The sequence below is a fragment of the Brevibacillus sp. SKDU10 genome, assembly GCF_001645205.1.
GTDB lineage: Bacteria > Bacillota > Bacilli > Brevibacillales > Brevibacillaceae > Brevibacillus_B > Brevibacillus_B halotolerans.
Window position 1 is genome coordinate 86,506 of sequence record NZ_LSSO01000208.1, and the last position, 20,904, is coordinate 107,409.

Here is a 20,904-nt window from a genome sequence, read left to right on the forward strand (position 1 = left end):
AAAGTTTGTATTGAGATAGCTATGGCTTTGGTGGAGCAGAAGATGTAGCTATCTGTGAGTCTAATGAAGCGCCTAGAGAAGGATGGAGGATGTTTACTAGCTGTTCCAATCCTTCCAATAATCGCGGAGAGGGGCGACAATATAGTCCTTCTTCTAAAATATGTACGTTATGATTGCGAATGGCTGTCATCTGCTTCCACTCTGGACGATCTGTAATCATAGAAGTCTTTATTCTTTTGATTTCAATTCCACACCATACGACCATGACATGATCAGGGTTTCTCTCTGCTACTTGCTCACGGGTGGATTTTACATTATCAGTATTGTAATCAGCAAACACATTTGCGGCTCCTGCTAATTCACTTACATCGGTTAGCCAGTTTGTACGGCCAGGTGTATAAATTGGATTGGGCCACCATTCCCAATAAAGTCTGGGACGCTTGCTTACATTTTGGGTTAGCAAGCGGATTTGCTCGATGCGTTTCATAAAATGTGCAGCTACCTGTTCAGCTTTTTCTACCCGATGAATTGATCTACCCACCTCACGAATATTATCTGCGATATCAAAGACGTGAGCAGGATTAAGGATAATATAAGGAAGATTGCGTTTCTTTAACTCTTCGATATTCTTCTCCATACCGGGGACACTGAGTGATGCTATTACAAGATCAGGTTGCAGAGCTTCGACTTTATCCATATCAATGCTCAGGTCTGGACCGACTTTCGGAAGGTGTTGCCATTCCAAAGGCCAATCGGAATGATCATCAAGTGCGATAACGTGTTCACCTGCATCCAAAGCATACAAAATTTCAGTATTACTTGGGCAAATCGAGATAATTCTCACATCTACTTCCTCCCCATGTGAGTATGTTTACCAGAATGGACGTAGGCACAGCGAGACAATAATACCTAACCAGCCACCCATAAACACTTCGATTGGCTGATGACCCAGAAGCTCTTTTAGCTTTTTTGTTTTTTCTGTGCGTGGATGTACTTTGAAGGTTTTCATCCCCTCAAGCAAATGGTTAAATTCCTCTACTAGCTTATTTAACACAACAGCTTGCATGCCAGCATGGCGACGAACACCAGTTGCATCGAACATCACGATGACGCCGATGATTGCTGAGATAGCAAAGGCATTGCTGGATAAACCCTCTTCAAGGGCTACAGCAGTTGAAAGTGCGGTGACGGCGGCGGAATGGGAACTGGGCATGCCCCCCGTGCTGAACATCAGTGGCCAACTCCATTCGCGGGTCGCCAGATAATTCAGGGGGATTTTGATGAATTGGGCCAACCCAATCGCCAAAAGCGCCGACCACAAAGGGAAATTGTCTAAGATGGTCATGCAGATATTCCGTTCCTTTCGTATAGACTTAATCCTACATGTTATTGTAACAGAAACTGAATATATACTTCCTTAACTTTTTCTTATAGATAATAAAGATTGCGCATTTATCCTGTAAATATTATTTACAACTTCATAACCTCTAACTAGAGGAAGATTCTTGCACAATAAGGGAGGGGCCAATGTGGATATCTCAATATATGATATGATTTAAGGAAAAGGTACGGGAGGGAGCACGATGCAAGAGCGATATCCCGAGCAATATCTTCAATTCTTTAAGAAATTTAATCAACGAGAATTTTACGATTGTCATGATCTGCTGGAGGACATTTGGATGGAGCAAAAAACCAATAAGTTTTTACAGGGTTTGCTCCAAATGGCTGTAGGCTTGTATCATTTGGAATGTGGAAATATAAAAGGGGCACGGTGGATGTTTACAAATGCCCACAAATATCTAAGAGCTTATTCGCCACAATATTGGGATTTGCCGGTGGATGAGGTGCTTCTCTATTTAGAGAAGTGTCTGCAAGCCTTGCCATCTTCTGAAAAGATTCCGTATGATGAAGTAGAAAAACTGGATTTCCCCTATCAGACATTTCAATTGATTACGGAGGGGAATAAAGACGAGGGACAGTATAAATAGCAAATAAAATGGCACGTATATCAAGTCTAAGTGATAGGAAGATATAGGGTGTACATTCAAGAAACGAGGGAACAGCATTGATACATATTGAAGCAAAAAATCCTTCTTATTTGGAAAAACGAATAGATTATTTCATCCTGCCCGTATATCAAAATCAGACTCTACATACCCAGGAATGGAGCGAGCTAGATGCAACATTCCATCAGCAACTGTCACATATGCTACAAACAGGCGAGATTAGTGATCAGAAGGGCAAAGTAACCATCCTGCATACACTAGGACAATTGACAGCCACTCGACTAGTATTTCTCGGGATGGGAGAAATGGCTGAATTAGATTTTATCTCCGCAAGAGATGCGTTTGCCAAAGCCGTGCAGCAGCTCAAAACGGAAGCATCTGAGAAAAGCCTTGCCATTCTCTTGACAGAACAAACCAATCTAGGCCTAGAGCGCTTGACCCAAGCTGTAGGTGAAGCTTTTTTACTTGGAACCTATGCATATGAGGGCTATCGAGCGATTCCGAAAAACAAGCCTTCTTTTCAAACCGTGGAAATTGTAGTCCATCAGGAGCAAGAAGCGAAAGCAGAAACAGGATTGCAACTGGCTCAAGCATTTAGTACAGGAACGAATCTAGCGCGTACGTTAGTGAATGAGCCTGGAAATTATTTGCCTCCACATGAGTTAGCAAGTAGAGCCATTGAGGTAGCAAAACGTTATGGAATGAGCTATGAGCTTCTGGCAAAAGATAAGCTGGAAGAGCTAAACATGGGCGGTGTCTTATCTGTCGCGCAGGGCAGTGCCGAATTGCCGTATGTGGTTGTCATCAAATACCAAGGGAAAGAGCAGTGGGAAGATGTCATTGGTTTAATTGGAAAAGGGGTAACCTTTGACACAGGTGGTATTTCGATAAAACCGGTAGCTGGAATGGAAGAAATGAAAACAGATATGGGTGGAAGCGCAGCGATGATTGGGGCTATGGAAGCAATCGGTCGCCTGCAGCCAGCCGTTAATATCATGATGGTCATTGGCTGCGTGGAAAATATGCCTTCTGGAACGGCATATAAGCCTGGCGATGTCATAACCACGATGAGCGGTAAAACTGTAGAGATTATCACCACGGATGCTGAAGGACGTTTGGTATTAGCAGATTGTATCACCTATGCCAAGCAGCAAGGGGTATCCTGCCTAGTGGATTGCGCTACGTTAACAGGTGGAATTGTAGTTGCGCTAGGGCACGTTGCGACAGGTTTGATGACGAATAATCAGCAATTAGCCAATGAAATGTTCCAAGCTGCTGAATACTGCGGAGAGCGTTTGTGGCAATTACCAACATTCCCAGAGTATCGCGAATTAAATAAAAGCCATGTTGCTGATCTAAAAAATTCGGGTGGAAGATATGGTCATGCCATTATCGCTGGCGTATTTTTACAAGAGTTCGCTGAAGAGACTCCATGGGTGCATTTAGATATTGCCGGGACTGCTTCTCAGAGCAAAACGACTCCGTTAGGCCCAGTAGGTGCTACGGGTGCAATGGTTCGCTCTATTGCTCAATTTTTGTTACAACGCGCCAACTAAGGTGTTCATAATATAAACGAGGTGAAAAAAGATGGCATTTACAAATCCAACCAATGACGAGCGCAGAACAATTTTAGAAGAGGCAAAAACGATTGCAGTAGTAGGCTGCTCTAATCGGCCAGATCGCACGAGCTATATGATTGCCGAGGCTTTGCAACATGCAGGATATCACGTAATCCCCGTTAACCCGATTATTGCCGGGGAAACCGTGTTGGGTGAGAAAGTGATTGCGTCCCTTACTGATATTACAACTCCGGTTGACATTGTAAATGTGTTCCGTCGCAGTGAAGATACTCTGCCTGTTGCAGAAGATACCATCAAGATGGCTCATAAGCCTAAGGTCTTTTGGCTACAGCAAGGAATTTATAACGAAGAAGCAGCTCAGCTAGTAGAAGAGCAAGGGATAACAGCGGTTATGGACCATTGCATCAAGGTAGACCATGCCATTTTGGTACGCAAATAAAGGAGCGATGAGATGTGTTTTATGGATTAAGCCGCGGATCAAAAGATGATCGCGTTCCACCTAATCAAAAGGTAACGACAGGCTTTCCTGTGCTTCATTATGGTAATGTGCCAGAGTACAAAGACTTGAGTCAGTGGGATTTTCGAATTTTTGGAGCAGTAGAGGAAGAGAAGACGCTAAGCTTCTCTGAATTTAAAGGTCTGCCAGCAGGAGAAGTACGCAATGACATCCACTGCGTGACAGGCTGGTCTAAGCTAGATAATGTCTGGGAGGGTGTTCCGGTAGAGGAAGTAGTGAAGTTGGTAACCATTAAGCCAGAAGCCAAATACGTGATGCTCCATGCAGAAGAAGGCTGGACAACCAATATGCCATTGGAGGATTTTATGGCAAAAGGGAACTTATTTGCGTTTAAGCATAATGGTGAGGATTTGACACCTGACCACGGATATCCGCTTCGGTTTGTTATCCCGCATCTTTACTTTTGGAAAAGCGCAAAGTGGGTTCGAGGGATCGAGTTTTTGGACAAGGATAAGCCAGGGTTTTGGGAGAAGAATGGCTATCATATGTACGGGGACCCCTTCAAAGAGCAAAGATACGCGTGGGACTAATATATAAAGTGGGAGGCTAAATAGTCCCCACTTTATTGTGAAAAATAAAGAATATTTCAACTAAAGGGAGTTCTTGTATGATAAATAACAATATTCCTAGAGTGGGTGTAGGAGCCGCCATCATAGATGACAAGAGCCGCATTCTGCTTGTCTTGCGCAAAAAAGCACCAGAAGCCGGGTGCTGGAGTCTACCTGGAGGCAAGGTGGACTACATGGAAACCATTGAAGATGCCGTGATACGTGAAATAAAAGAGGAGCTTAATATAGATATCGCCATTGACAGCCTATTGTGTGTGACCAATCATATTGTTCAAGCAGAAAATGTCCATTGGGTTGCCCCTACTTTTATTGCCCGTATCAGCAGCGGCGAGGTTCAAAATCTGGAGCCGCACGCTTTAGAGAATGTAGGGTGGTTCCCTATTGACGAATTGCCGAATAACATTACGATAACTACCACGTATGCTATTGGTCAGTTAAAAAATCGCTAAAGGTTTTTCACATGTTTTCACTCCGAGGAACAAACATAATTTTATAGCTTTCAATAAAAAAGGGGCCTTGCTCGCTCAGATTGTTTATTTGAGGAGCGGCCCTTTTTCTACTAGAAAAGAGGTAATGATAATAGCTGTGAAATCTGTATTGTTGCCTTCATTCCTGTGTCAAGCTGGAAGGCTTCTGCTTGCAACGTATAAAATCCCAGAACAGAACTATTCACTCTGATTACTCATGGTTTTTGTCCGTTCCTCAGAAGCTGTAATAGTACCATCCTCTGCAATGGTAACACCTGAAGAGATTGACTCGATCCGCTTAATCAATTGACGAGAATTTTCTTCATTCATCGGAACAGCCTGACCAAGCTCCGCGTGGTATGGGATCATTTTCAGCTCCTTAACGCCCTCCCTCGTCAGGGTAGCTTGTAGTACCATGGTTTCCCAGGTTTTCGGCTGTGTGGCGCGGGTAAAGATGAAATTTCCCATGCTGTATGCAATCCATTTTCCATCAAGCTGCTCAAAGCCTTGTAGAACATGAGGATGACCACCAACAATAAGATCAGCCCCTGCGCTCACAAGAGCTTTGGCCAATTCTTTTTGGTGCTCTACAGGAAAATCTACCTTTTCCTTTCCCCAATGAGCGATGACAATGACTAGATCAGCTTCCTTTTTAGCAGCTTGTACGGCTTCCACTGCCCGTTTAGGATCATACATGACCGCTAGGCCTGTCTTATTTTTGCCAGCATACCAGCTAATTTCCGGAACGACACGACTAAAGCCGAAGAATGCCATTTTAATCCCATTACGTTCTACAAAAACAGGGGAATAGGCACGATCAGCATTAACCCCAGCTCCTACATACGCGATTTTCTCCTTGTCCAGCGTGTACATCGTATCTAATAATCCGTCTTCTCCCTGATCCATCGAGTGATTGTTGGCTAGATTCACGAGATCAATCCCTGATTTCTTCATAGCCGTGACTGCTTCAGGCGATGATTTATAGACAAATTGCTTGTTTGCAGCCGGAGCCCCTTTTTCGGTGATAGGAGTCTCTAAGTTGCCGATTGTGTAATCGTCGGCTAGGAATATATCTTTTACATGCGTAAAGGCATGATCATATCCTTTATCCTTTAATAAAGTCTCCACATGTCCAGACATCATGATATCGCCTGCAAAGGTAAGACGAACATTGTCAGGTGTAGGTTTTGTTGAGTCTGTAGATGCGCCATTTTGAGAGGAAAAGAAGTTGTCAATTTTTTCGGGAAGATAGATACAAGCGACGATAAGGAGGCCTACTGTTAACAGAACAGTGTTTGCCAAGAGAAGCAGGCGGAGTCGCTTACGCTGTTCTTGCTTCTTTTTGTTACGTCTGATTTGAAGACGACTCGGTTTTTGTTGAACCATTATTCACCTCTAAAACTAGATTTATCAATTTATAAGACGGTACAGCTAAGAAAAAGTGACAAATTTAGGATGGAGAATAGATATGGGGCACTTAAAACTTTATTCTAAGAAAACATTTATCCGGAAGGGTTACAAATATCTTACAAAAACCTTATCTCAAAATGAAAAAAAGAGGCTTATCGGTAGCCTCTTCTCAAGCATGATAAATCATGCATTCTTACTAGTATTTTTTAGCTAGGCATCCTTTTTTAATCGGGCATCTAAAACAAAGGTTCCAAATGGGATAACGGATGCTAGCACAGCACCAATCGCACGGATGAATGACCATCTTAACGCAAAAGTAGCATGAGCGATAACGAATAGATAGAGAACAAACAGAACACCATGCAAGGGCCCGATCACTTGTACACCAATTGGCAGATCAGCATAATGCTTTAGCGGCATCGCGATAAACAGCAGGATTAAGAAGGAAAGACCTTCTAAAAAGCCAACCACACGAACACGTCCCAAAACGGTTTTTAGCATAGATGGATTCAACCCTCTCTTTCATTAATATAAAGAATATAGCTATGACTTACGATAATTAACACTATTTTATTACAGTTTACTTTCGAAAGTCCACGTCTTGTTCGGTCAATTTGTGAAAATTTGGTGATCGGAAGAATAAGATTCCCGATAAGAGCAACAGGATAAGGCACATGCTAAATAAGGTTTCACCACCAAAGCTCAGCAACACAACTCCGCCTAAAAAAGGACCAAATGTGCGTGAAATATCCCAGTGAATGCCGTGTAAAGAGAAATAACGGCCGCGTTCCTCAGGAGGAGCAATATCGGAAATGTACGTATGCAAGCGTGTTAGCCCGATGGTTTCTCCCACAGTCCAAGATAATTGAACGAGGATAAGGACGAGCATGCTTTTAGAAAATCCATAGGCGGCAGCGGTTACCATAAAGCATGAGCAGGATAACAGCATCACACGCTGAAAGGATAATCGTTCTGTAAGCTTGACCAATGGGAGCTGTAATATCACAGCTAAAATGGCTTTAATGGTTGAGAGAGTTGCAATAATAGATACATAATTAACAAAGCTTTCCTGCAAATAGATACGGAAGCTAGTCTCCGTTTGAGCATAGAAAAAACTGATTGGTAGAGTGTAGATCATCAGCTTGAGTACATGTTTGTATCTCGTGATCAGTGCAGTCATTCGATGGAATGAGAAGTAGCGATTATTACCCGTTCCTTTAGAAGCAAGGCTTACTCCAATTCGCTCGGAAGATCTGGTTTCTTTTTTCGCTGTTTCCGACGCCTCTACCTGATCAGACGAGGAAGAGGGAGCAGTAGCTGAGACAGGAGCTGTTTCGGGCAATTTCCACCAGCATACAAGCATGTAAACAAATATGGATAACGCTTCTATACCAAATAGCCAAGTAGGATCATACTGGTATAGCAGCATTCCCCCAACAGGACCCAATGCAAGACCAGTGTAGCTAATGGTATTGAGTAATCCAAACACTTCCACGCGTTGACTCTCTGTTGTTACATCAGCAATTTGGGCACGTTGGGCAGGAACAAACAATGATTGTCCCGCTCCATGCAGCATGTATAAAAGGGCAAAGCTAAGTACCGAGTCAGCCAACATAAAACCTGCCATTGCTAGACTTTGCATGGTCAAGGCAAGGAGCATCACGGGTTTACGGCCTAATCGATCGGTAATGCCGCCTCCGAGCAGTGTAACAACGATGTCGGTTAACGGCTGTAATCCAACAATAAGCATAGGTACAAGCACAGCACCATTTAATTTATCATGCAGATATAATAATAAAAATGGGGCAAGCATTGAGCTGGATAGGCTGGTGATGAATGCTCCAAACATTCTGATCCAGATGGTGATATGATAGCGGTGAGTCCAATTTTTTTTCAATGGATGACGTAATTTCATAACTTGATCCCCCTTTGTTTTGCTGATTGTATGGCATAAGGGAGACAAGAAAAAGAGAAGAAGAGCAAGCTCTACTTTTTCCTCTTTTAGTAGGGGGAGACCCCGAACCATTTATATCAGGAGTCAATGGATGAGAAATAGAGGTTGTAGTGGTAGTTGAACAAGGGAAAAGGAAGAGTCGATATGTATATCATAGATGATTTTATTCGATTTCGAACAGAATTGATTCATATTCCATTAAAAGAGCCTATTTCGATTTCTCTTGAGCAAATTTCTACTCTGTTGTGCTGCACTACCCGGAATAGTAGGTTTATTTTGCAGAAATGGATTGCTCTTCAATGGATAGCATGGATACCTGGCAAAGGAAGGGGAAATCGTTCACAGCTTTCCTTTCTAGTTGAGCCAGATGAAATAGTAGTCAGCCATGCGCAACAGATGATTTATTCAGGACAGGTAGCAGAGGCACTGACCCTTATGCAAAAATATACGGTTACTCTGCCAAGAGCTAATGAGCGATTCCAGCGATGGTTTCGAGTCCAATTTGGATTACAGTGGGAACGGGATCAGGGCAAAAGGATCGAGACACTGCGTCTTCCTCTAAGTGAACCATTATCTGTAGTTGACCCTATCCATGCTTATTTACGTTCCGAGTGCCATATCAGTCAGCATATTTGTGAGACGTTGCTTCGTTATAATAAGACATCTGGAAGAATGGAATCTTACTTGGCCTACCATATCGAAAAGAATGAATCTGGGGATCGCTGGACGATTTTTTTGCGCAAAGGAATCTTGTTTCACCACGGGCGGGAAATGCTAGCAAGCGATGTCATTTATAGCTTTCAGCGATTAGCAAGGGAGAATTCTCCTTATCAATGGCTTACGCGAGAAATAAGTGAGATGATCGAGCGTGACAATCGAGTGATTGAAATAAGGCTTACAGGTCCTAATCATTTGTTTGATCGTTATCTAGGAAATGAGCATCTTGCCATTGTTCCAAGGGATTATGTAGAGCAGGTAGGTGCGGATTTTGCTAGGATGCCTATAGGAACGGGGCCGTTTAAACTAATTCGCAACGATGATGGCCTGGTCATACTTGAAGCCTTTGAAAGTTATTTCGGTTTTAGACCCCATCTGGATCGTGTGCAGTTTATTGCGTTGCAAAAAAAGACTGATGAAAACGAACAGATAACAGCGTATGGTATGTGGTATGAAATGGATGAAGTAGATAATGTAGAGCAAACAAAAGAGGGGGGCAACGGGGAGTGGCAAAGGGCAACGAGCGATGATTGGTGTGTTCAGTATCTAAGCTGCAATCAGCGAAAAACAGGACCGACGGCAAATCTTTCCTTTCGACAGGCGTTGCAACTGATTTTATCCCCCAAACAGATGCTGCACGAACTGGGAGGGGCACGCCATGAAGTAGCTACGTGCTTTGCTTCTTGGAAAAGGGATAGCTTTCCGGGAGAAGAGAGCCAACGAGAATCTGAGCGATGTCTTTTTGAGCATGTGCGTTTGTTACTTCAACAAAGCAATTATCGAGGAGAATCCCTTCGTTTACATACTTTTACCGATCGAGATCATGTGGAAGATTGCCAATGGATTAAAGAGCAGTGTGCGATGTATGGCATAAGCATCGAAGTTCATTATTATGCGGTAAGTGAGTTACTGCGGCCTACCACTATTGAGCAGGCTGATTTGATTCATGATAGCGCCACAGTGAGCGATGATACCGAGCTGTCTTTATTAGAAGTTTTTTTATCATATAACAGTTTTATTTATTCTCATATGAAGGATGAGGAGCGGCAAAGCATTGACAGGGCGATTACTCACCTGCAAAGCCTTCAATCAGGGATAGATCAACAGAATGCGATCGCCGAAATAGAGCAAATGCTACAGCAACAGATAGCTTATCTGCCCCTTTACCGCAATCGGATAGGGTTAATGGTTGACCCGCATCTGCACGGAATCAGAATTAATCGTCAGGGACATGTGGATTATCGTACATTGTGGTACAAGCATAGGAGTTAAGTGAATAGGTGATACAGAAAAGGAATGAAAAGTGACAGCATAATACCAACTGCTGTGACAACTAAGAAGCCTAAGGCAATATATAATATTTTTTCTACCACCCAAGGCAGTCCAGAGTTTTGGCAACCTCTTTTTTCTCGGAAAAATGTCATGAGAACGACAGCGCTGGTAAAGATAATGGTATATCTCATCACACGAAGGATGTATTCCATCCAAGTCAGATCTTGAATAGTCATCCGACCAGAATATAGCGTGATTTCGCGCTTTTCTGGCACAAAGAGAATCATGATAGCTAAGCCAACAAGAAAGCCATATTTTGCACTTTTGACTAATTTATCTTCCATAAGGGAACCTCCTAGTCTCATTGCATCCACGACTATTTTACAGTTTTTTCCTTGGGATTCATAGGAAAATGCGAAAAAGATCGTTTTTTGTAGAATTCGAAGTGGAAGCATGGAGGCTAGAAAGGTATTATGGAGTGGACATTGTTTTTGAGGCAGTGCCTGAGAAGGAGGACTTACCGTGGCGAATTATGCCGACAGACGAATTTATTCCCCTTATATGATTTTTTCAAGGGAAGAGTGGAGGGGCCTGCGAAATGAGACGCCCTTATCCATCTGTGAAGAGGATTTAGCTGATCTAGAAGGGCTTAATGAGAAACTATCACTAGAGGAAATCAGTGAAATCTATCTGCCTCTCTCCAGGCTGTTAAATTTATATGTAGAAGCATCACAAGAGTTGTACAAGGCTGCCGATACTTTTCTGGGGAATCGTTCAGAAAAGGTACCGTTTATCATTGGAATTGCTGGCAGTGTCGCCGTTGGAAAAAGCACGGCAGCACGGGTGTTGTTATCCTTGTTGAAACGCTGGCCTAATCATCCAAAGGTGGAGCTGGTTACTACGGATGGCTTCCTTTATCCAAATGAGATTCTGGAAGAACGCGGTCTGATGAAACGTAAGGGCTTTCCGGAAAGCTATGATACAACAAGGCTGATCAATTTTTTAGCAGACGTAAAATCTGGCGTGAAAGAAGTGAGTTGTCCACTTTACTCCCACTTGACCTACAATATTTTGCATGATCAGGAGCAAATCGTTTCGCAGCCCGATATTTTGATTGTGGAAGGATTAAATGTCTTGCAGGTAGGACGTACTATGGATAATGAAAGTATGCCTCAGGTGTTTGTCTCTGATTTCTTTGACTTCTCCATCTATGTGGATGCCGATGAAAAAGACATACGCGAGTGGTACTTGAATCGCTTTTTATTGCTAAGACAGACGGCCTTTCAGAAGCCGGCTTCTTATTTCCATCGATATGCGCAGTTATCGGATGAAGAGGCGCTGGATGTAGCGAATAACATCTGGCGGGAAATCAATGCAGTTAATTTACATAAAAACATTTTACCTACTCGTTATCGCGCTGATTTGATTTTGACGAAGGGAAAACAACATGCCATTAAACAGGTGATGTTACGAAAGCTCTAAGCTGACGCAGGTTTTGTCACAGAAAATACAACTGTACGACAAGGCCTTACAAATCATTGTCTTTTCCAAAAGTTATCAGTAAGATAAAAGAGGGACAGGTCTCTTACAAGAAACAGGGACTTTTTGTGTATGTACATAGGCGGAGCAAAGGCTCACGCTAAACCATAAGAAGGAGTTGTGTCACATGTCAGCCAATGAAGCATTGCTCACGTTGGAAGGATGGTTTACCTATCATGACTTCCGTAAGATCAACTGGGAAAAATGGAAACAAGCATCTAGCGAAGAACGCCAAGCGGCTATTGACGAACTAACTTCCCTCATGCGTGTATGGAATGATGCAGAATCCGAGACTGGTGGTAGCACGGCTGTTTATTCTGTACTTGGACATAAAGCCGATCTATGCTTTATCTTCTTACGCCCTACAATGGGTGAGCTTGATGAGTTAAAAACAGCGATCAATAAAACTCGCTTTGCAGATTATACAGAGACGGATTACTCCTACATTTCCGTGGTAGAGTTAAGCAACTATGTAAACAATCCTGGTCAAGACCCTAAAGCGAATCCGCATGTACGTGAGCGTTTGTATCCAATTCTGCCAAAATGGGATCACTTCTGCTTCTATCCGATGAACAAAAAACGTGGAGAAAAAGACAATTGGTATTCCATGACAATGGACGAGCGTCGTGAATTGATGCAGACTCACGGTTTGACTGGCCGTAAATATGCCGGTAAAATCAAGCAAATCATTGGCGGTTCTGTGGGCTATGACGATTGGGAATGGGGCGTTACCTTATTTGCTCATGACCCAATAGAATTGAAACACATTGTATATGAAATGAGATTCGATGAAGTAAGTGCTCGTTATGGTGAGTTCGGGAACTTCTTGGTCGGTAACTATGTAAATGAAGAAGCTCTACGAAAAATGTTTGCGCTTTAACTGAATGAATATTACTTTAAAAGAAACCGGTGAGCAAAGGCTTATCGGTTTTTTGCCTTTTTGCACAATTTCAGGTGGTCAGACCTGTTGGAATGGGGCAAACTGGTATATGATAGATGCGTAAGTGAACTGACAATCAATACGGCTCTAGCTAGAGCGATCATAGGCGGGGGACTAACCATGAGTATCAGTCAAGAAACACGTCAGGAAAAAGATTTTCTTGGAACAAAAGAGGTACCATTGCATGCTTATTATGGCATTCAAACGTTACGTGCTGTAGAGAATTTTCCGATCACAGGCTATCGTATTGATGGGGAGCTGATTAAAGCACTCGGCTATGTAAAAAAAGCCGCGGCTCTAGCCAATATGGAAGTAAAACAGCTTTCTTCCAAATTAGGTGATCCAATCGTACAAGCTTCCCAGGAATTGATTGATGGCAAATGGCACGAGCAATTTATCGTTGATCCCATTCAGGGTGGTGCCGGCACCTCTATCAATATGAACGCTAACGAAGTAATTGCGAACCGCGCATTGGAAATCATGGGTGCGGTGAAAGGCGACTATTTTTCCCTAAGCCCAAATACGCATGTAAACAAAGCGCAATCTACAAATGACGCGATTCCTACAGCCGTACATATTGCGGTTCTGCGTTTGATTAATCAGCTATTAGGCACTATGGAAGCGTTGCGAGATGCATTCATAGACAAGGCAAAGCAATTTGATCATATAATTAAAATGGGGCGCACTCATTTACAGGATGCTGTTCCAATTCGGATGGGTCAGGAATTCGAAGCATACAGCAGAGTATTAGATCGAGATATTAAACGAATTGGGCAGACTCGTCAGCACCTGTATGAAGTAAACATGGGGGCAACAGCAGTAGGTACAGGGCTAAATGCCGATCCAATCTATATTGAGCGGGTCGTTAAAATTCTTGCAGAGCTGACCGAATTGCCATTGGTTAGCGCAGAAAATTTAGTCGATGCAACACAAAATACGGATGCTTATACAGAGGTATCTGCGGCTCTGAAGGTTTGTATGATCAATATGTCTAAAATCGCTAACGACCTACGCTTACTGGCTTCTGGTCCTCGTGCTGGATTAGGTGAGATTAGCTTGCCTGCTCGTCAACCAGGCTCTTCCATTATGCCGGGGAAAGTCAATCCAGTAATGGCAGAGGTAGTGAATCAGGTAGCATTCCAAGTGATTGGGAATGATCATACGATTTGCTTAGCTTCTGAAGCGGGTCAATTAGAGCTAAACGTGATGGGGCCTGTACTTGTATTTAATCTGATCCAATCCTTGACCATTATGAATAATGTATTTACCGTATTCCAGAAAAACTGTCTGGAAGGTATTGAAGCAAATATAGAGCGTTGCCGCCAGTACGTAGAAAATAGTGTGGGCATTATTACTGCACTTAATCCGCATTTAGGCTATGAACCAGCAGCGCGTATTGCCAGAGAGGCAACCCTGACTGGCAGATCGGTACGTGAGCTGTGCCTAGATTATAATGTATTGACGGAAGAGGAGCTCGACATTATTTTAGACCCGTATGAGATGACACATCCGGGAATAGCTGGGGCATCTCTTTTGGATCGCGAATAATGCGATAAAGCAATATAATAAAAGCAACAACATAACAATGAATAGGCGGTCAATTCCGATAACATTCACGGAAATGATCGTCTATTTTTGTACCGGTGTGAGAATAAAAGGACAAGGAGCGAGGCCGGATGCTTACTTTGCAGCAAGCAGCAGCAATACAGGCAACATTTGCTCACGAACTGATTACAGGAACAATGGTGCATGAGGCAGAGTTTTCAATGCGACAGCAACAGCTTCAAATGACAATTCGTCCTGAGCTTGCACTGGTGATATCACTTGATCGTTATCCTGATTTAGCAGTGAATCAGCCTGCTGGCTGGCGCCAAGAAATTGGACAAGAATTACTCGGGGTATTGCATCAGGCTTTATCTGTTCCTTTTGTATGGTGCTGGGTCTCAGAAGGGGTTATTGTCGTATTACTGGAGCTGCTTGATGAGACAAAGAATAGGCATCAGACTTTTGCTGATCAAAAGGCTCGTCAGATTGCCTCTCAGATTGTTCAGCATGCTGATGAGAAAAGGATATCGGTCTCCATTGGCATTGGGGGCGTCTATGAAAATCCGCTGTATATGCAGCATTCCTATCAAGAGGCACAAATGGCTTTAAAGGATCGTTTTTTTCAAGGAAATCAGTTGATTTTGCCCGTAAGAACGAAGCAAGACCGGGATAGCAAAGGCAGAAGAAATTCCTCCATACCTAGCAAAAATCGAGCAGATGTGATCGCAAGTGTGAGAATTGGCGATGAACACGCTACGCTAGAAGCCTTGCACAAGTTGCTTCATGATATGACGATGGTCGATCAGCAGGATGTGGAGAGCTTTCAATCGGAGGTCGTTGAGGTGATAACAGCCATGTCGAGAACGGTTCTGGAGCAAGGGGCAGATGCTTCCACTATTTTGGCGGAGAATGCGCGATTTATTCAGGATCTCTATCAAACAATACGCTATGACACTTTCCTGAAAAAAGTCGAGCGGTACAGCATACATTTGGTTCGGCAAGTAGAACAGCTAGGCATGAAAAAATATTCCCCTGTTATTAGAAGCGCCATTACGTATTTGAAGGAGCATCTTGGTGAAAAGGTAGGATTGAAAGAAGTAGCACAAAATTGCTGTTTGAGTGTCTATCATTTTAGCCATCTTTTTCAACGAGAAACGGGATACAGCTTCCTTGAATACGTTCATCGCATGAAGCTGCAAAAGGCTGTTATCTATTTGGAAACAACAGATTTATCTATTAAGGAGATTGCCTTTGAACTAGGATTTGAGGATGCTAATTACTTTAGTCGCCTATTTAAAAAGCAAATGAACATGAGTCCACGCGAATATCGTACAGCAAAATTGTGCTAGTTTTTCGCAAATTACGCTAGATGCAACGTAAGCGCTTTCCGGTAAACTGAAAGAAATAAACAGTTTTTTAGGAAAAGTCACATAATTACAGGCGATGCTAGGCAACCATCCTAAGGGAAAGGGCTTTGATATCATCTGCTTCGATCTGCTCAAAGGCTCGTGAGGAGCGACTGGTACGAGCTTTCTGAAATCCAAATATGTCCTGCTGAGCGGGATGTGCCGATCCAATCGACAGCTAGCAAGCCCGTTGTGTTTGTAAGCCAATGTTTGCCTATACGAAAGGGGAATGCAGTATGACAACAACCAATAAAAGAGTAGTGCGAGCTCCGCGCGGCAATGAGTTGAATGCGAAAGGCTGGGAACAGGAAGCGGCTTTGCGCATGCTGATGAATAACTTGGACCCAGAGGTTGCAGAATGCCCTGAGGATTTGGTTGTGTATGGAGGGATTGGTAAAGCTGCACGTAACTGGGCTAGTTTTGACAAAATCGTTGAATGCTTAAAAGAATTAGAAGCAGACGAGACATTGTTAATTCAATCGGGTAAACCAGTAGGAATATTCCGCACACATTCGCAAGCTCCGCGTGTGTTGTTGTCGAACTCGATGTTGGTTCCTGCTTTTGCAAATTGGGAGACATTCCGTGAATTAGATCAAAAAGGTTTGATGATGTACGGACAAATGACAGCGGGTAGCTGGATTTATATTGGAACACAAGGAATTTTGCAGGGAACGTATGAAACCTTTGCAGAAGCCGCACGCCAGCATAATCATGGCACGTTAAAAGGCACCATCACTTTAACAGCAGGGATGGGCGGCATGGGGGGAGCTCAACCATTGGCTGTTACGATGAATGAAGGTGTGGTCATCGCAGTTGATATTGACGCTGCTCGCATCCAACGCAGGATTGACACCCGCTACTGCGATGTGATGGTGCATGATTTAGATACAGCATGGCAGGTGGCAACAGAAGCGAAGAACGAAGGCAGAGCATTGTCGATTGGCTTGGTCGGTAATGCCGCAGAGATTTTTTCAGAGATGGTTGCACGTGGGCTAACGCCTGAATTCGTTACCGACCAGACTTCTGCACATGATCCTTTGAATGGATATGTACCCATCGGCTATGGATTAGAAGAGGCAAAATCATTAAGAGAGAGCGATTCAAATCAATATATCCAACTAGCAAAACGTTCAATGGCTGCCCATGTACGGGCCATGCTTGATTTGCAAAAGGCAGGGTCGATCGTCTTTGATTATGGGAATAACATTCGTCAGGTTGCTTTTGATGAAGGGGTTGAGGATGCCTTTCAATTTCCCGGGTTTGTCCCAGCCTATATTCGCCCATTATTTTGTGAGGGCAAAGGGCCGTTTCGTTGGGCTGCTTTGTCAGGCGATCCACAGGATATTTATAAGACAGATGGGCTTGTGTTAAAGCTGTTCCCAGAGAACGAGCATCTCCGCCGTTGGATTACGATGGCCCAGGAAAGAGTAGCATTCCAAGGCCTGCCCGCCCGTATCTGCTGGTTAGGGTACGGAGAGCGTGTCAAAATGGGCCTTGCTATCAATGAAATGGTACGAAGCGGTGAGATTTCTGCACCAATCGTCATTGGACGAGATCACTTAGATTGTGGTTCTGTTGCTTCTCCAAATCGGGAGACAGAAGCAATGAAGGACGGCAGTGATGCAGTAGCTGATTGGGCTATTTTAAATGCGCTGGTAAATACCTCTGCGGGTGCAAGCTGGGTCTCCGTACATCATGGCGGCGGTGTAGGAATGGGGTATTCCTTGCACGCTGGAATGGTAGTTGTGGCAGATGGTTCGCTGGAAGCAGAAGAACGACTGAAGCGTGTACTTACAACCGATCCGGGCATGGGAGTTATTCGCCACGCTGACGCAGGCTATGAATTAGCCGTTAAAACAGCAAAAGAGCGTGGGGTTCGAGTACCAATGCTAGATATGTAAAAAGCAACGGAGTAAAGGGTTAATAGGAGGAAAGCGTGATGTCGCAAATTGATTTGCTTGTTCATAATATCAAAGTACTCGTCACAATGGCTGGGCCAGCCGGGGCACGTTCTGGGGCTGAGATGAAAGAAATTGGATTGGTTCAAGACGGGGCAGTAGCCGTGGTAGATGGACGAATTGTGGCAGTTGGACGAGAAGAGGATGTGCGGAAACAAATCCAAGGGACTGACATTTCTACAGAATGGGATGCAAAGGGAAAGTTAGTTACACCTGGATTAGTCGAGCCGCATACGCATTTGGTGCATGGAGGCTCTCGTGAGCATGAATTATCCCTTAAATTAAATGGTGCCAGCTATCTGGAGATTTTAGGAAAGGGCGGGGGAATCTTAAGCACGGTGCGAGCTACGCGTGCGGCTACTGAGGAGGAGCTGTTTGTAAAGGCAAAGAAGAGCTTGGATCAAATGCTTCAATTCGGTGCAACTACTGTAGAAGCAAAAAGCGGCTATGGCCTTAGCGTGGAAGAAGAACTAAAACAACTTCGGGTAACCAGTGCGTTACAAAAAGCGCATCCGGTCGATTTAGTCTCTACTTTTATGGGGGCGCATGCAGTCCCCGCCGAATTTAAGGGACGAACAGATGAATATGTTGCTTTGGTTATTAACGAGATGCTACCTGAGGTAAAACGTTCTGGATTGGCTGAATTCTGTGACGTATTTTGTGAGCATGGGGTGTTTAGTGTAGAGCAATCGAGGGATATTATGCAGGCAGCCCGTAAGCTTGGCTTTAAATTGAAGCTTCATGCAGATGAAATTGAACCGTTGGGGGGAGCAGAGTTAGCCGCCGAGCTAGGCTGCATTTCTGCTGAACATTTGTTAGCGGCAAGCGATGAGGGATTACTTGCAATGAAGGAAGCAGGTGTGGTAGCAGTTTGCTTGCCAGCAACCTCCTTTAATCTTCGACTGAGTAAGCATGCTCGCGCTAGAAAAATGATCGAGTTAGGTGTTCCAGTTGCCCTCTCCACTGATTACAATCCAGGCAGTTCACCGACAGAATCATTGCAGCTTGTAATGACGCTAGGCTGCCTAAATCTGGGGCTGACACCAGAGGAGGTATTGACGGCCATGACGATCAATGCAGCTCATGCGATTGGACGTACAGAGCAGGTTGGAAGCCTTGAAGTGGGTAAACAGGCGGATTTGGTTATCTATGATGCGGATAATCTTGCTTATTTGCCGTATCATTTTGGCATAAATCATGTCAAAACCGTTGTGAAAAATGGGCAGATTGTGGTGCATGATGGAAAAGTGGCTTATGAGTAAAACGGAAAACACATAAAGTTTGAGAAAAAGACGTCAATTCTTGGAAAGGGATTGACGTCTTTTTGTGGAGAAGGAATTGAAAGTTGTTACCTGAAATGCTTGCTTTAATGAGGGGGATGTAATTACGAGCATAGAAAAAAGTTCCCATAAAAATCCCGCCTCATTGGGAAGCGGGATTTTTATCATGTTATTTGAGTGGCTTTCCTGTCTGTCCATCTAGTGACGAAGAGAAGATCATCTCCAATGAATAGACCAAGACCGGTTTTGCCTGCTGCTTATTATTTTCCATTGGGAACAGATAACCTAATTGTACGGGATACTGCTTCAAAAAAGCTTCTGCGGCTGCTTCTTTTGAGATGGCAAGTTTCTTATCAGGAAAAGGTGCATGTAGCTTATCAAAACTACCCATATAGTTAACAATTTCTCCGGTTTGCCCATCTACATTTACCAGATAGGTCTGATTTTTCACGGGTACTCCATCACGTACGGGAAGGAAGACAAAGCTATAAGCTGTTGAACGAGCCATTCGTACTTGATTACGATCGACTTTCAATACCTTCACACTTTGATCTAAGTAGGGCTGTAGATATTGAACAGCCTTCTCCTGAGCTTCGCGATAAGAAAGCTTGGCATTTTTCGGCTGGTTGTTATGCTGGGCTTCACTGGCAAGCTCGACTTTGTTTTGTATCTGGAATCCCGTTATGATATCGTCGTGGACATAAACGGTAATTCTTTTGCCACCCGATTTTGATTCGTAGATCGTCTCGTTTGCGCTTTTCATGTCAGCAGGGGTTCTGGTATTGACAGTAAAAGCGGCTCCTTGCCCATCCACATGAAAATGATCTGCTAAAGCCTTTGCTACTTCCTCTGGATTTTTGGCTGTAACTCGTTTTCCCCCTGGTGTAACAGCAATAGGATCGGAGTATGTTGTTTTGATTGAATCTACTCCCTGTACTTCCTTTCCAGTCCCAGCGTCTATATAGCCCGTTGATTCAAGAGAATAGACCAGCATAGGCTTTCCTGAAGCTGGATCAATGCGATAGCTGAGTTCCATATGTGATGCGACTTCTTTTGTTATTTCTTCCTTTGATAATATTTTCTCAGGCTTATGAAAGACGGCGGAGGATGCACGGAGTGGGGCTACATCTCCAGCATTGACATAGGTAACACCCTTCTCATTAACACCGACCACATAACGGTCTAGAAAAACAGGCATTTCATTTTCATAGCGTGTGTAGGTAACGGCGTCCCAACTGTTATCTTTTGAGGTCTTGCTAGCTTTATATTTTTTGAAATCCTTTCCTAATAGGACTTGTAGAAACGCTGCTGATTTTTGTTTTGCCAACTCTTCAGTCAAAGTCCCCTTATTTCCATCACTCATTTCTTGATCGTTATCATAGGAATGCAAGGCTCCTGTGTGCTCGTCCAATTCTACAGAGGCATATAATCGTTTTTTATCTGTTTCGATTTTTTGATAGAAAGACACATTGTAGACACCATGTCTTGATTTTTCAACTTTTCTAGTCATCCCTTTCAATTCTGGCTGCAGGGTATACAAGATACTGAGCGTCTTCTCTCCTGCTGTTGGCAAAGTAGCTACTGCGATTTGTCCTTCTGCATGAACAGCACTCACCAGCTGATCAGCCCACATGGGAGTAGTTGCAAGCAAGCTTGCTGCCAAGACCGAACCTACTAATTTATTTGGATATTTCATATTTTTACCTCCATTATATTGTCTGTCTGCTTATTTTCTATGTAATAG

20 protein-coding genes are annotated in these 20,904 nt (G+C 43.5%); 13 read left to right on the forward strand and 7 right to left on the reverse strand.

Going from position 1 to position 20,904, the window contains the following annotated elements:
- Positions 1-19 precede the first annotated feature (19 nt).
- Entirely contained in the window at positions 20-844 is an 825-nt protein-coding gene (locus AYJ08_RS21585; protein WP_064019422.1) for an ABC transporter substrate-binding protein, read from the reverse strand.
- Between the two features lie 27 nt (positions 845-871).
- Positions 872-1,345, reverse strand: coding sequence for a divergent PAP2 family protein (locus AYJ08_RS21590; protein ID WP_026315315.1), 474 nt, complete (start codon positions 1,343-1,345; stop codon positions 872-874).
- Here AYJ08_RS21590 and AYJ08_RS24170 point away from each other — a divergent pair.
- From AYJ08_RS24170 to AYJ08_RS21615, 6 genes are all read left to right on the forward strand, one after another.
- Positions 1,281-1,421, forward strand: a complete 141-nt coding sequence (locus AYJ08_RS24170) for a hypothetical protein (RefSeq protein WP_018673480.1) — start codon at positions 1,281-1,283, stop codon at positions 1,419-1,421. The two genes, AYJ08_RS21590 and AYJ08_RS24170, sit on opposite strands and share 65 nt — an antisense overlap.
- Positions 1,422-1,583: 162 nt before the next feature.
- Positions 1,584-1,988: a DUF309 domain-containing protein gene (locus tag AYJ08_RS21595; RefSeq protein ID WP_064019423.1), complete on the forward strand. Its 405-nt coding sequence runs from the start codon at positions 1,584-1,586 to the stop codon at positions 1,986-1,988.
- Between the two features lie 77 nt (positions 1,989-2,065).
- Entirely contained in the window at positions 2,066-3,562 is a 1,497-nt protein-coding gene (locus AYJ08_RS21600) for a leucyl aminopeptidase (RefSeq protein ID WP_064019424.1), read from the forward strand.
- A gap of 31 nt (positions 3,563-3,593) precedes the next feature.
- Positions 3,594-4,025 carry a CoA-binding protein gene (locus AYJ08_RS21605; RefSeq protein ID WP_064019425.1) on the forward strand — a complete coding sequence of 144 codons (432 nt, stop codon included), beginning with the start codon at positions 3,594-3,596 and terminating at the stop codon, positions 4,023-4,025.
- A gap of 14 nt (positions 4,026-4,039) precedes the next feature.
- A complete protein-coding gene (locus tag AYJ08_RS21610) occupies positions 4,040-4,633 on the forward strand; it encodes a sulfite oxidase-like oxidoreductase (protein ID WP_064019426.1) in 594 nt (197 codons plus the stop codon).
- 77 nt (positions 4,634-4,710) lie between these two features.
- The gene (locus AYJ08_RS21615; RefSeq protein ID WP_064019427.1) at positions 4,711-5,121 is read left to right on the forward strand and encodes an NUDIX hydrolase; all 411 of its coding nucleotides are present in this window, start codon (positions 4,711-4,713) and stop codon (positions 5,119-5,121) included.
- A gap of 216 nt (positions 5,122-5,337) precedes the next feature.
- On the opposite strand, the gene AYJ08_RS21620 is transcribed toward AYJ08_RS21615, so the two are convergent.
- From AYJ08_RS21620 to AYJ08_RS21630, 3 genes are all read right to left on the reverse strand, one after another.
- Complete coding sequence (locus AYJ08_RS21620; RefSeq protein WP_064019428.1) at positions 5,338-6,525, reverse strand: CapA family protein; 1,188 nt, start codon at positions 6,523-6,525, stop codon at positions 5,338-5,340.
- 234 nt (positions 6,526-6,759) lie between these two features.
- Positions 6,760-7,050: a DUF3817 domain-containing protein gene (locus AYJ08_RS21625; protein WP_064019429.1), complete on the reverse strand. Its 291-nt coding sequence runs from the start codon at positions 7,048-7,050 to the stop codon at positions 6,760-6,762.
- 79 nt (positions 7,051-7,129) lie between these two features.
- On the reverse strand, positions 7,130-8,464 hold the full coding sequence (locus AYJ08_RS21630) for an MDR family MFS transporter (RefSeq protein WP_064019430.1): 1,335 nt from the start codon (positions 8,462-8,464) through the stop codon (positions 7,130-7,132).
- A gap of 183 nt (positions 8,465-8,647) precedes the next feature.
- Here AYJ08_RS21630 and AYJ08_RS21635 point away from each other — a divergent pair, with 183 nt between their 5' ends.
- The gene (locus AYJ08_RS21635) at positions 8,648-10,492 is read left to right on the forward strand and encodes an ABC transporter substrate-binding protein (RefSeq protein ID WP_064019431.1); all 1,845 of its coding nucleotides are present in this window, start codon (positions 8,648-8,650) and stop codon (positions 10,490-10,492) included.
- Here AYJ08_RS21635 and AYJ08_RS21640 read toward each other — a convergent pair.
- Positions 10,489-10,836, reverse strand: coding sequence for a hypothetical protein (locus AYJ08_RS21640; RefSeq protein ID WP_064019432.1), 348 nt, complete (start codon positions 10,834-10,836; stop codon positions 10,489-10,491). The two genes, AYJ08_RS21635 and AYJ08_RS21640, sit on opposite strands and share 4 nt — an antisense overlap.
- 178 nt (positions 10,837-11,014) lie before the next feature.
- Here AYJ08_RS21640 and coaA point away from each other — a divergent pair, with 178 nt between their 5' ends.
- The 6 genes from coaA to hutI all read left to right on the forward strand — a co-directional run bounded on the left by coaA (position 11,015) and on the right by hutI (position 19,142).
- Positions 11,015-11,974, forward strand: coding sequence for a type I pantothenate kinase (gene coaA / locus AYJ08_RS21645; protein WP_082891052.1), 960 nt, complete (start codon positions 11,015-11,017; stop codon positions 11,972-11,974).
- 184 nt (positions 11,975-12,158) lie between these two features.
- A complete protein-coding gene (gene hemQ / locus AYJ08_RS21650) occupies positions 12,159-12,911 on the forward strand; it encodes a hydrogen peroxide-dependent heme synthase (RefSeq protein ID WP_064019433.1) in 753 nt (250 codons plus the stop codon).
- A gap of 180 nt (positions 12,912-13,091) precedes the next feature.
- Positions 13,092-14,519 carry an aspartate ammonia-lyase gene (gene aspA, locus AYJ08_RS21655; protein ID WP_031411450.1) on the forward strand — a complete coding sequence of 476 codons (1,428 nt, stop codon included), beginning with the start codon at positions 13,092-13,094 and terminating at the stop codon, positions 14,517-14,519.
- A 128-nt stretch (positions 14,520-14,647) separates the two neighbouring features.
- Positions 14,648-15,865, forward strand: a complete 1,218-nt coding sequence (locus AYJ08_RS21660; protein ID WP_064019434.1) for an AraC family transcriptional regulator — start codon at positions 14,648-14,650, stop codon at positions 15,863-15,865.
- A gap of 293 nt (positions 15,866-16,158) precedes the next feature.
- Positions 16,159-17,823, forward strand: coding sequence for a urocanate hydratase (gene hutU / locus AYJ08_RS21665; RefSeq protein ID WP_064019435.1), 1,665 nt, complete (start codon positions 16,159-16,161; stop codon positions 17,821-17,823).
- Positions 17,824-17,861: 38 nt separating this feature from the next.
- Positions 17,862-19,142: an imidazolonepropionase gene (gene hutI, locus AYJ08_RS21670; protein WP_064019436.1), complete on the forward strand. Its 1,281-nt coding sequence runs from the start codon at positions 17,862-17,864 to the stop codon at positions 19,140-19,142.
- Between the two features lie 187 nt (positions 19,143-19,329).
- On the opposite strand, the gene AYJ08_RS21675 is transcribed toward hutI, so the two are convergent.
- The gene (locus tag AYJ08_RS21675) at positions 19,330-20,856 is read right to left on the reverse strand and encodes a YcdB/YcdC domain-containing protein (RefSeq protein ID WP_064019437.1); all 1,527 of its coding nucleotides are present in this window, start codon (positions 20,854-20,856) and stop codon (positions 19,330-19,332) included.
- Between the last annotated feature and the right edge of the window lie 48 nt (positions 20,857-20,904).

Coding starts and splice junctions, on each gene's coding strand:
- AYJ08_RS21595 (WP_064019423.1), top strand. CDS start 1,584: ATGCAAGAGCGATATCCCGAGCAATATCTTCAATTCTTTAAGAAATTT.
- aspA (WP_031411450.1), top strand. CDS start 13,092: ATGAGTATCAGTCAAGAAACACGTCAGGAAAAAGATTTTCTTGGAACA.
- AYJ08_RS21630 (WP_064019430.1), bottom strand. CDS start 8,464: ATGAAATTACGTCATCCATTGAAAAAAAATTGGACTCACCGCTATCAT.
- AYJ08_RS21635 (WP_064019431.1), top strand. CDS start 8,648: ATGTATATCATAGATGATTTTATTCGATTTCGAACAGAATTGATTCAT.
- AYJ08_RS21625 (WP_064019429.1), bottom strand. CDS start 7,050: ATGCTAAAAACCGTTTTGGGACGTGTTCGTGTGGTTGGCTTTTTAGAA.
- AYJ08_RS21660 (WP_064019434.1), top strand. CDS start 14,648: ATGCTTACTTTGCAGCAAGCAGCAGCAATACAGGCAACATTTGCTCAC.
- AYJ08_RS21590 (WP_026315315.1), bottom strand. CDS start 1,345: ATGACCATCTTAGACAATTTCCCTTTGTGGTCGGCGCTTTTGGCGATT.
- hutU (WP_064019435.1), top strand. CDS start 16,159: ATGACAACAACCAATAAAAGAGTAGTGCGAGCTCCGCGCGGCAATGAG.
- AYJ08_RS24170 (WP_018673480.1), top strand. CDS start 1,281: ATGAATTGGGCCAACCCAATCGCCAAAAGCGCCGACCACAAAGGGAAA.
- AYJ08_RS21620 (WP_064019428.1), bottom strand. CDS start 6,525: ATGGTTCAACAAAAACCGAGTCGTCTTCAAATCAGACGTAACAAAAAG.
- hemQ (WP_064019433.1), top strand. CDS start 12,159: ATGTCAGCCAATGAAGCATTGCTCACGTTGGAAGGATGGTTTACCTAT.
- hutI (WP_064019436.1), top strand. CDS start 17,862: ATGTCGCAAATTGATTTGCTTGTTCATAATATCAAAGTACTCGTCACA.
- AYJ08_RS21675 (WP_064019437.1), bottom strand. CDS start 20,856: ATGAAATATCCAAATAAATTAGTAGGTTCGGTCTTGGCAGCAAGCTTG.
- AYJ08_RS21640 (WP_064019432.1), bottom strand. CDS start 10,836: ATGGAAGATAAATTAGTCAAAAGTGCAAAATATGGCTTTCTTGTTGGC.
- AYJ08_RS21615 (WP_064019427.1), top strand. CDS start 4,711: ATGATAAATAACAATATTCCTAGAGTGGGTGTAGGAGCCGCCATCATA.
- AYJ08_RS21605 (WP_064019425.1), top strand. CDS start 3,594: ATGGCATTTACAAATCCAACCAATGACGAGCGCAGAACAATTTTAGAA.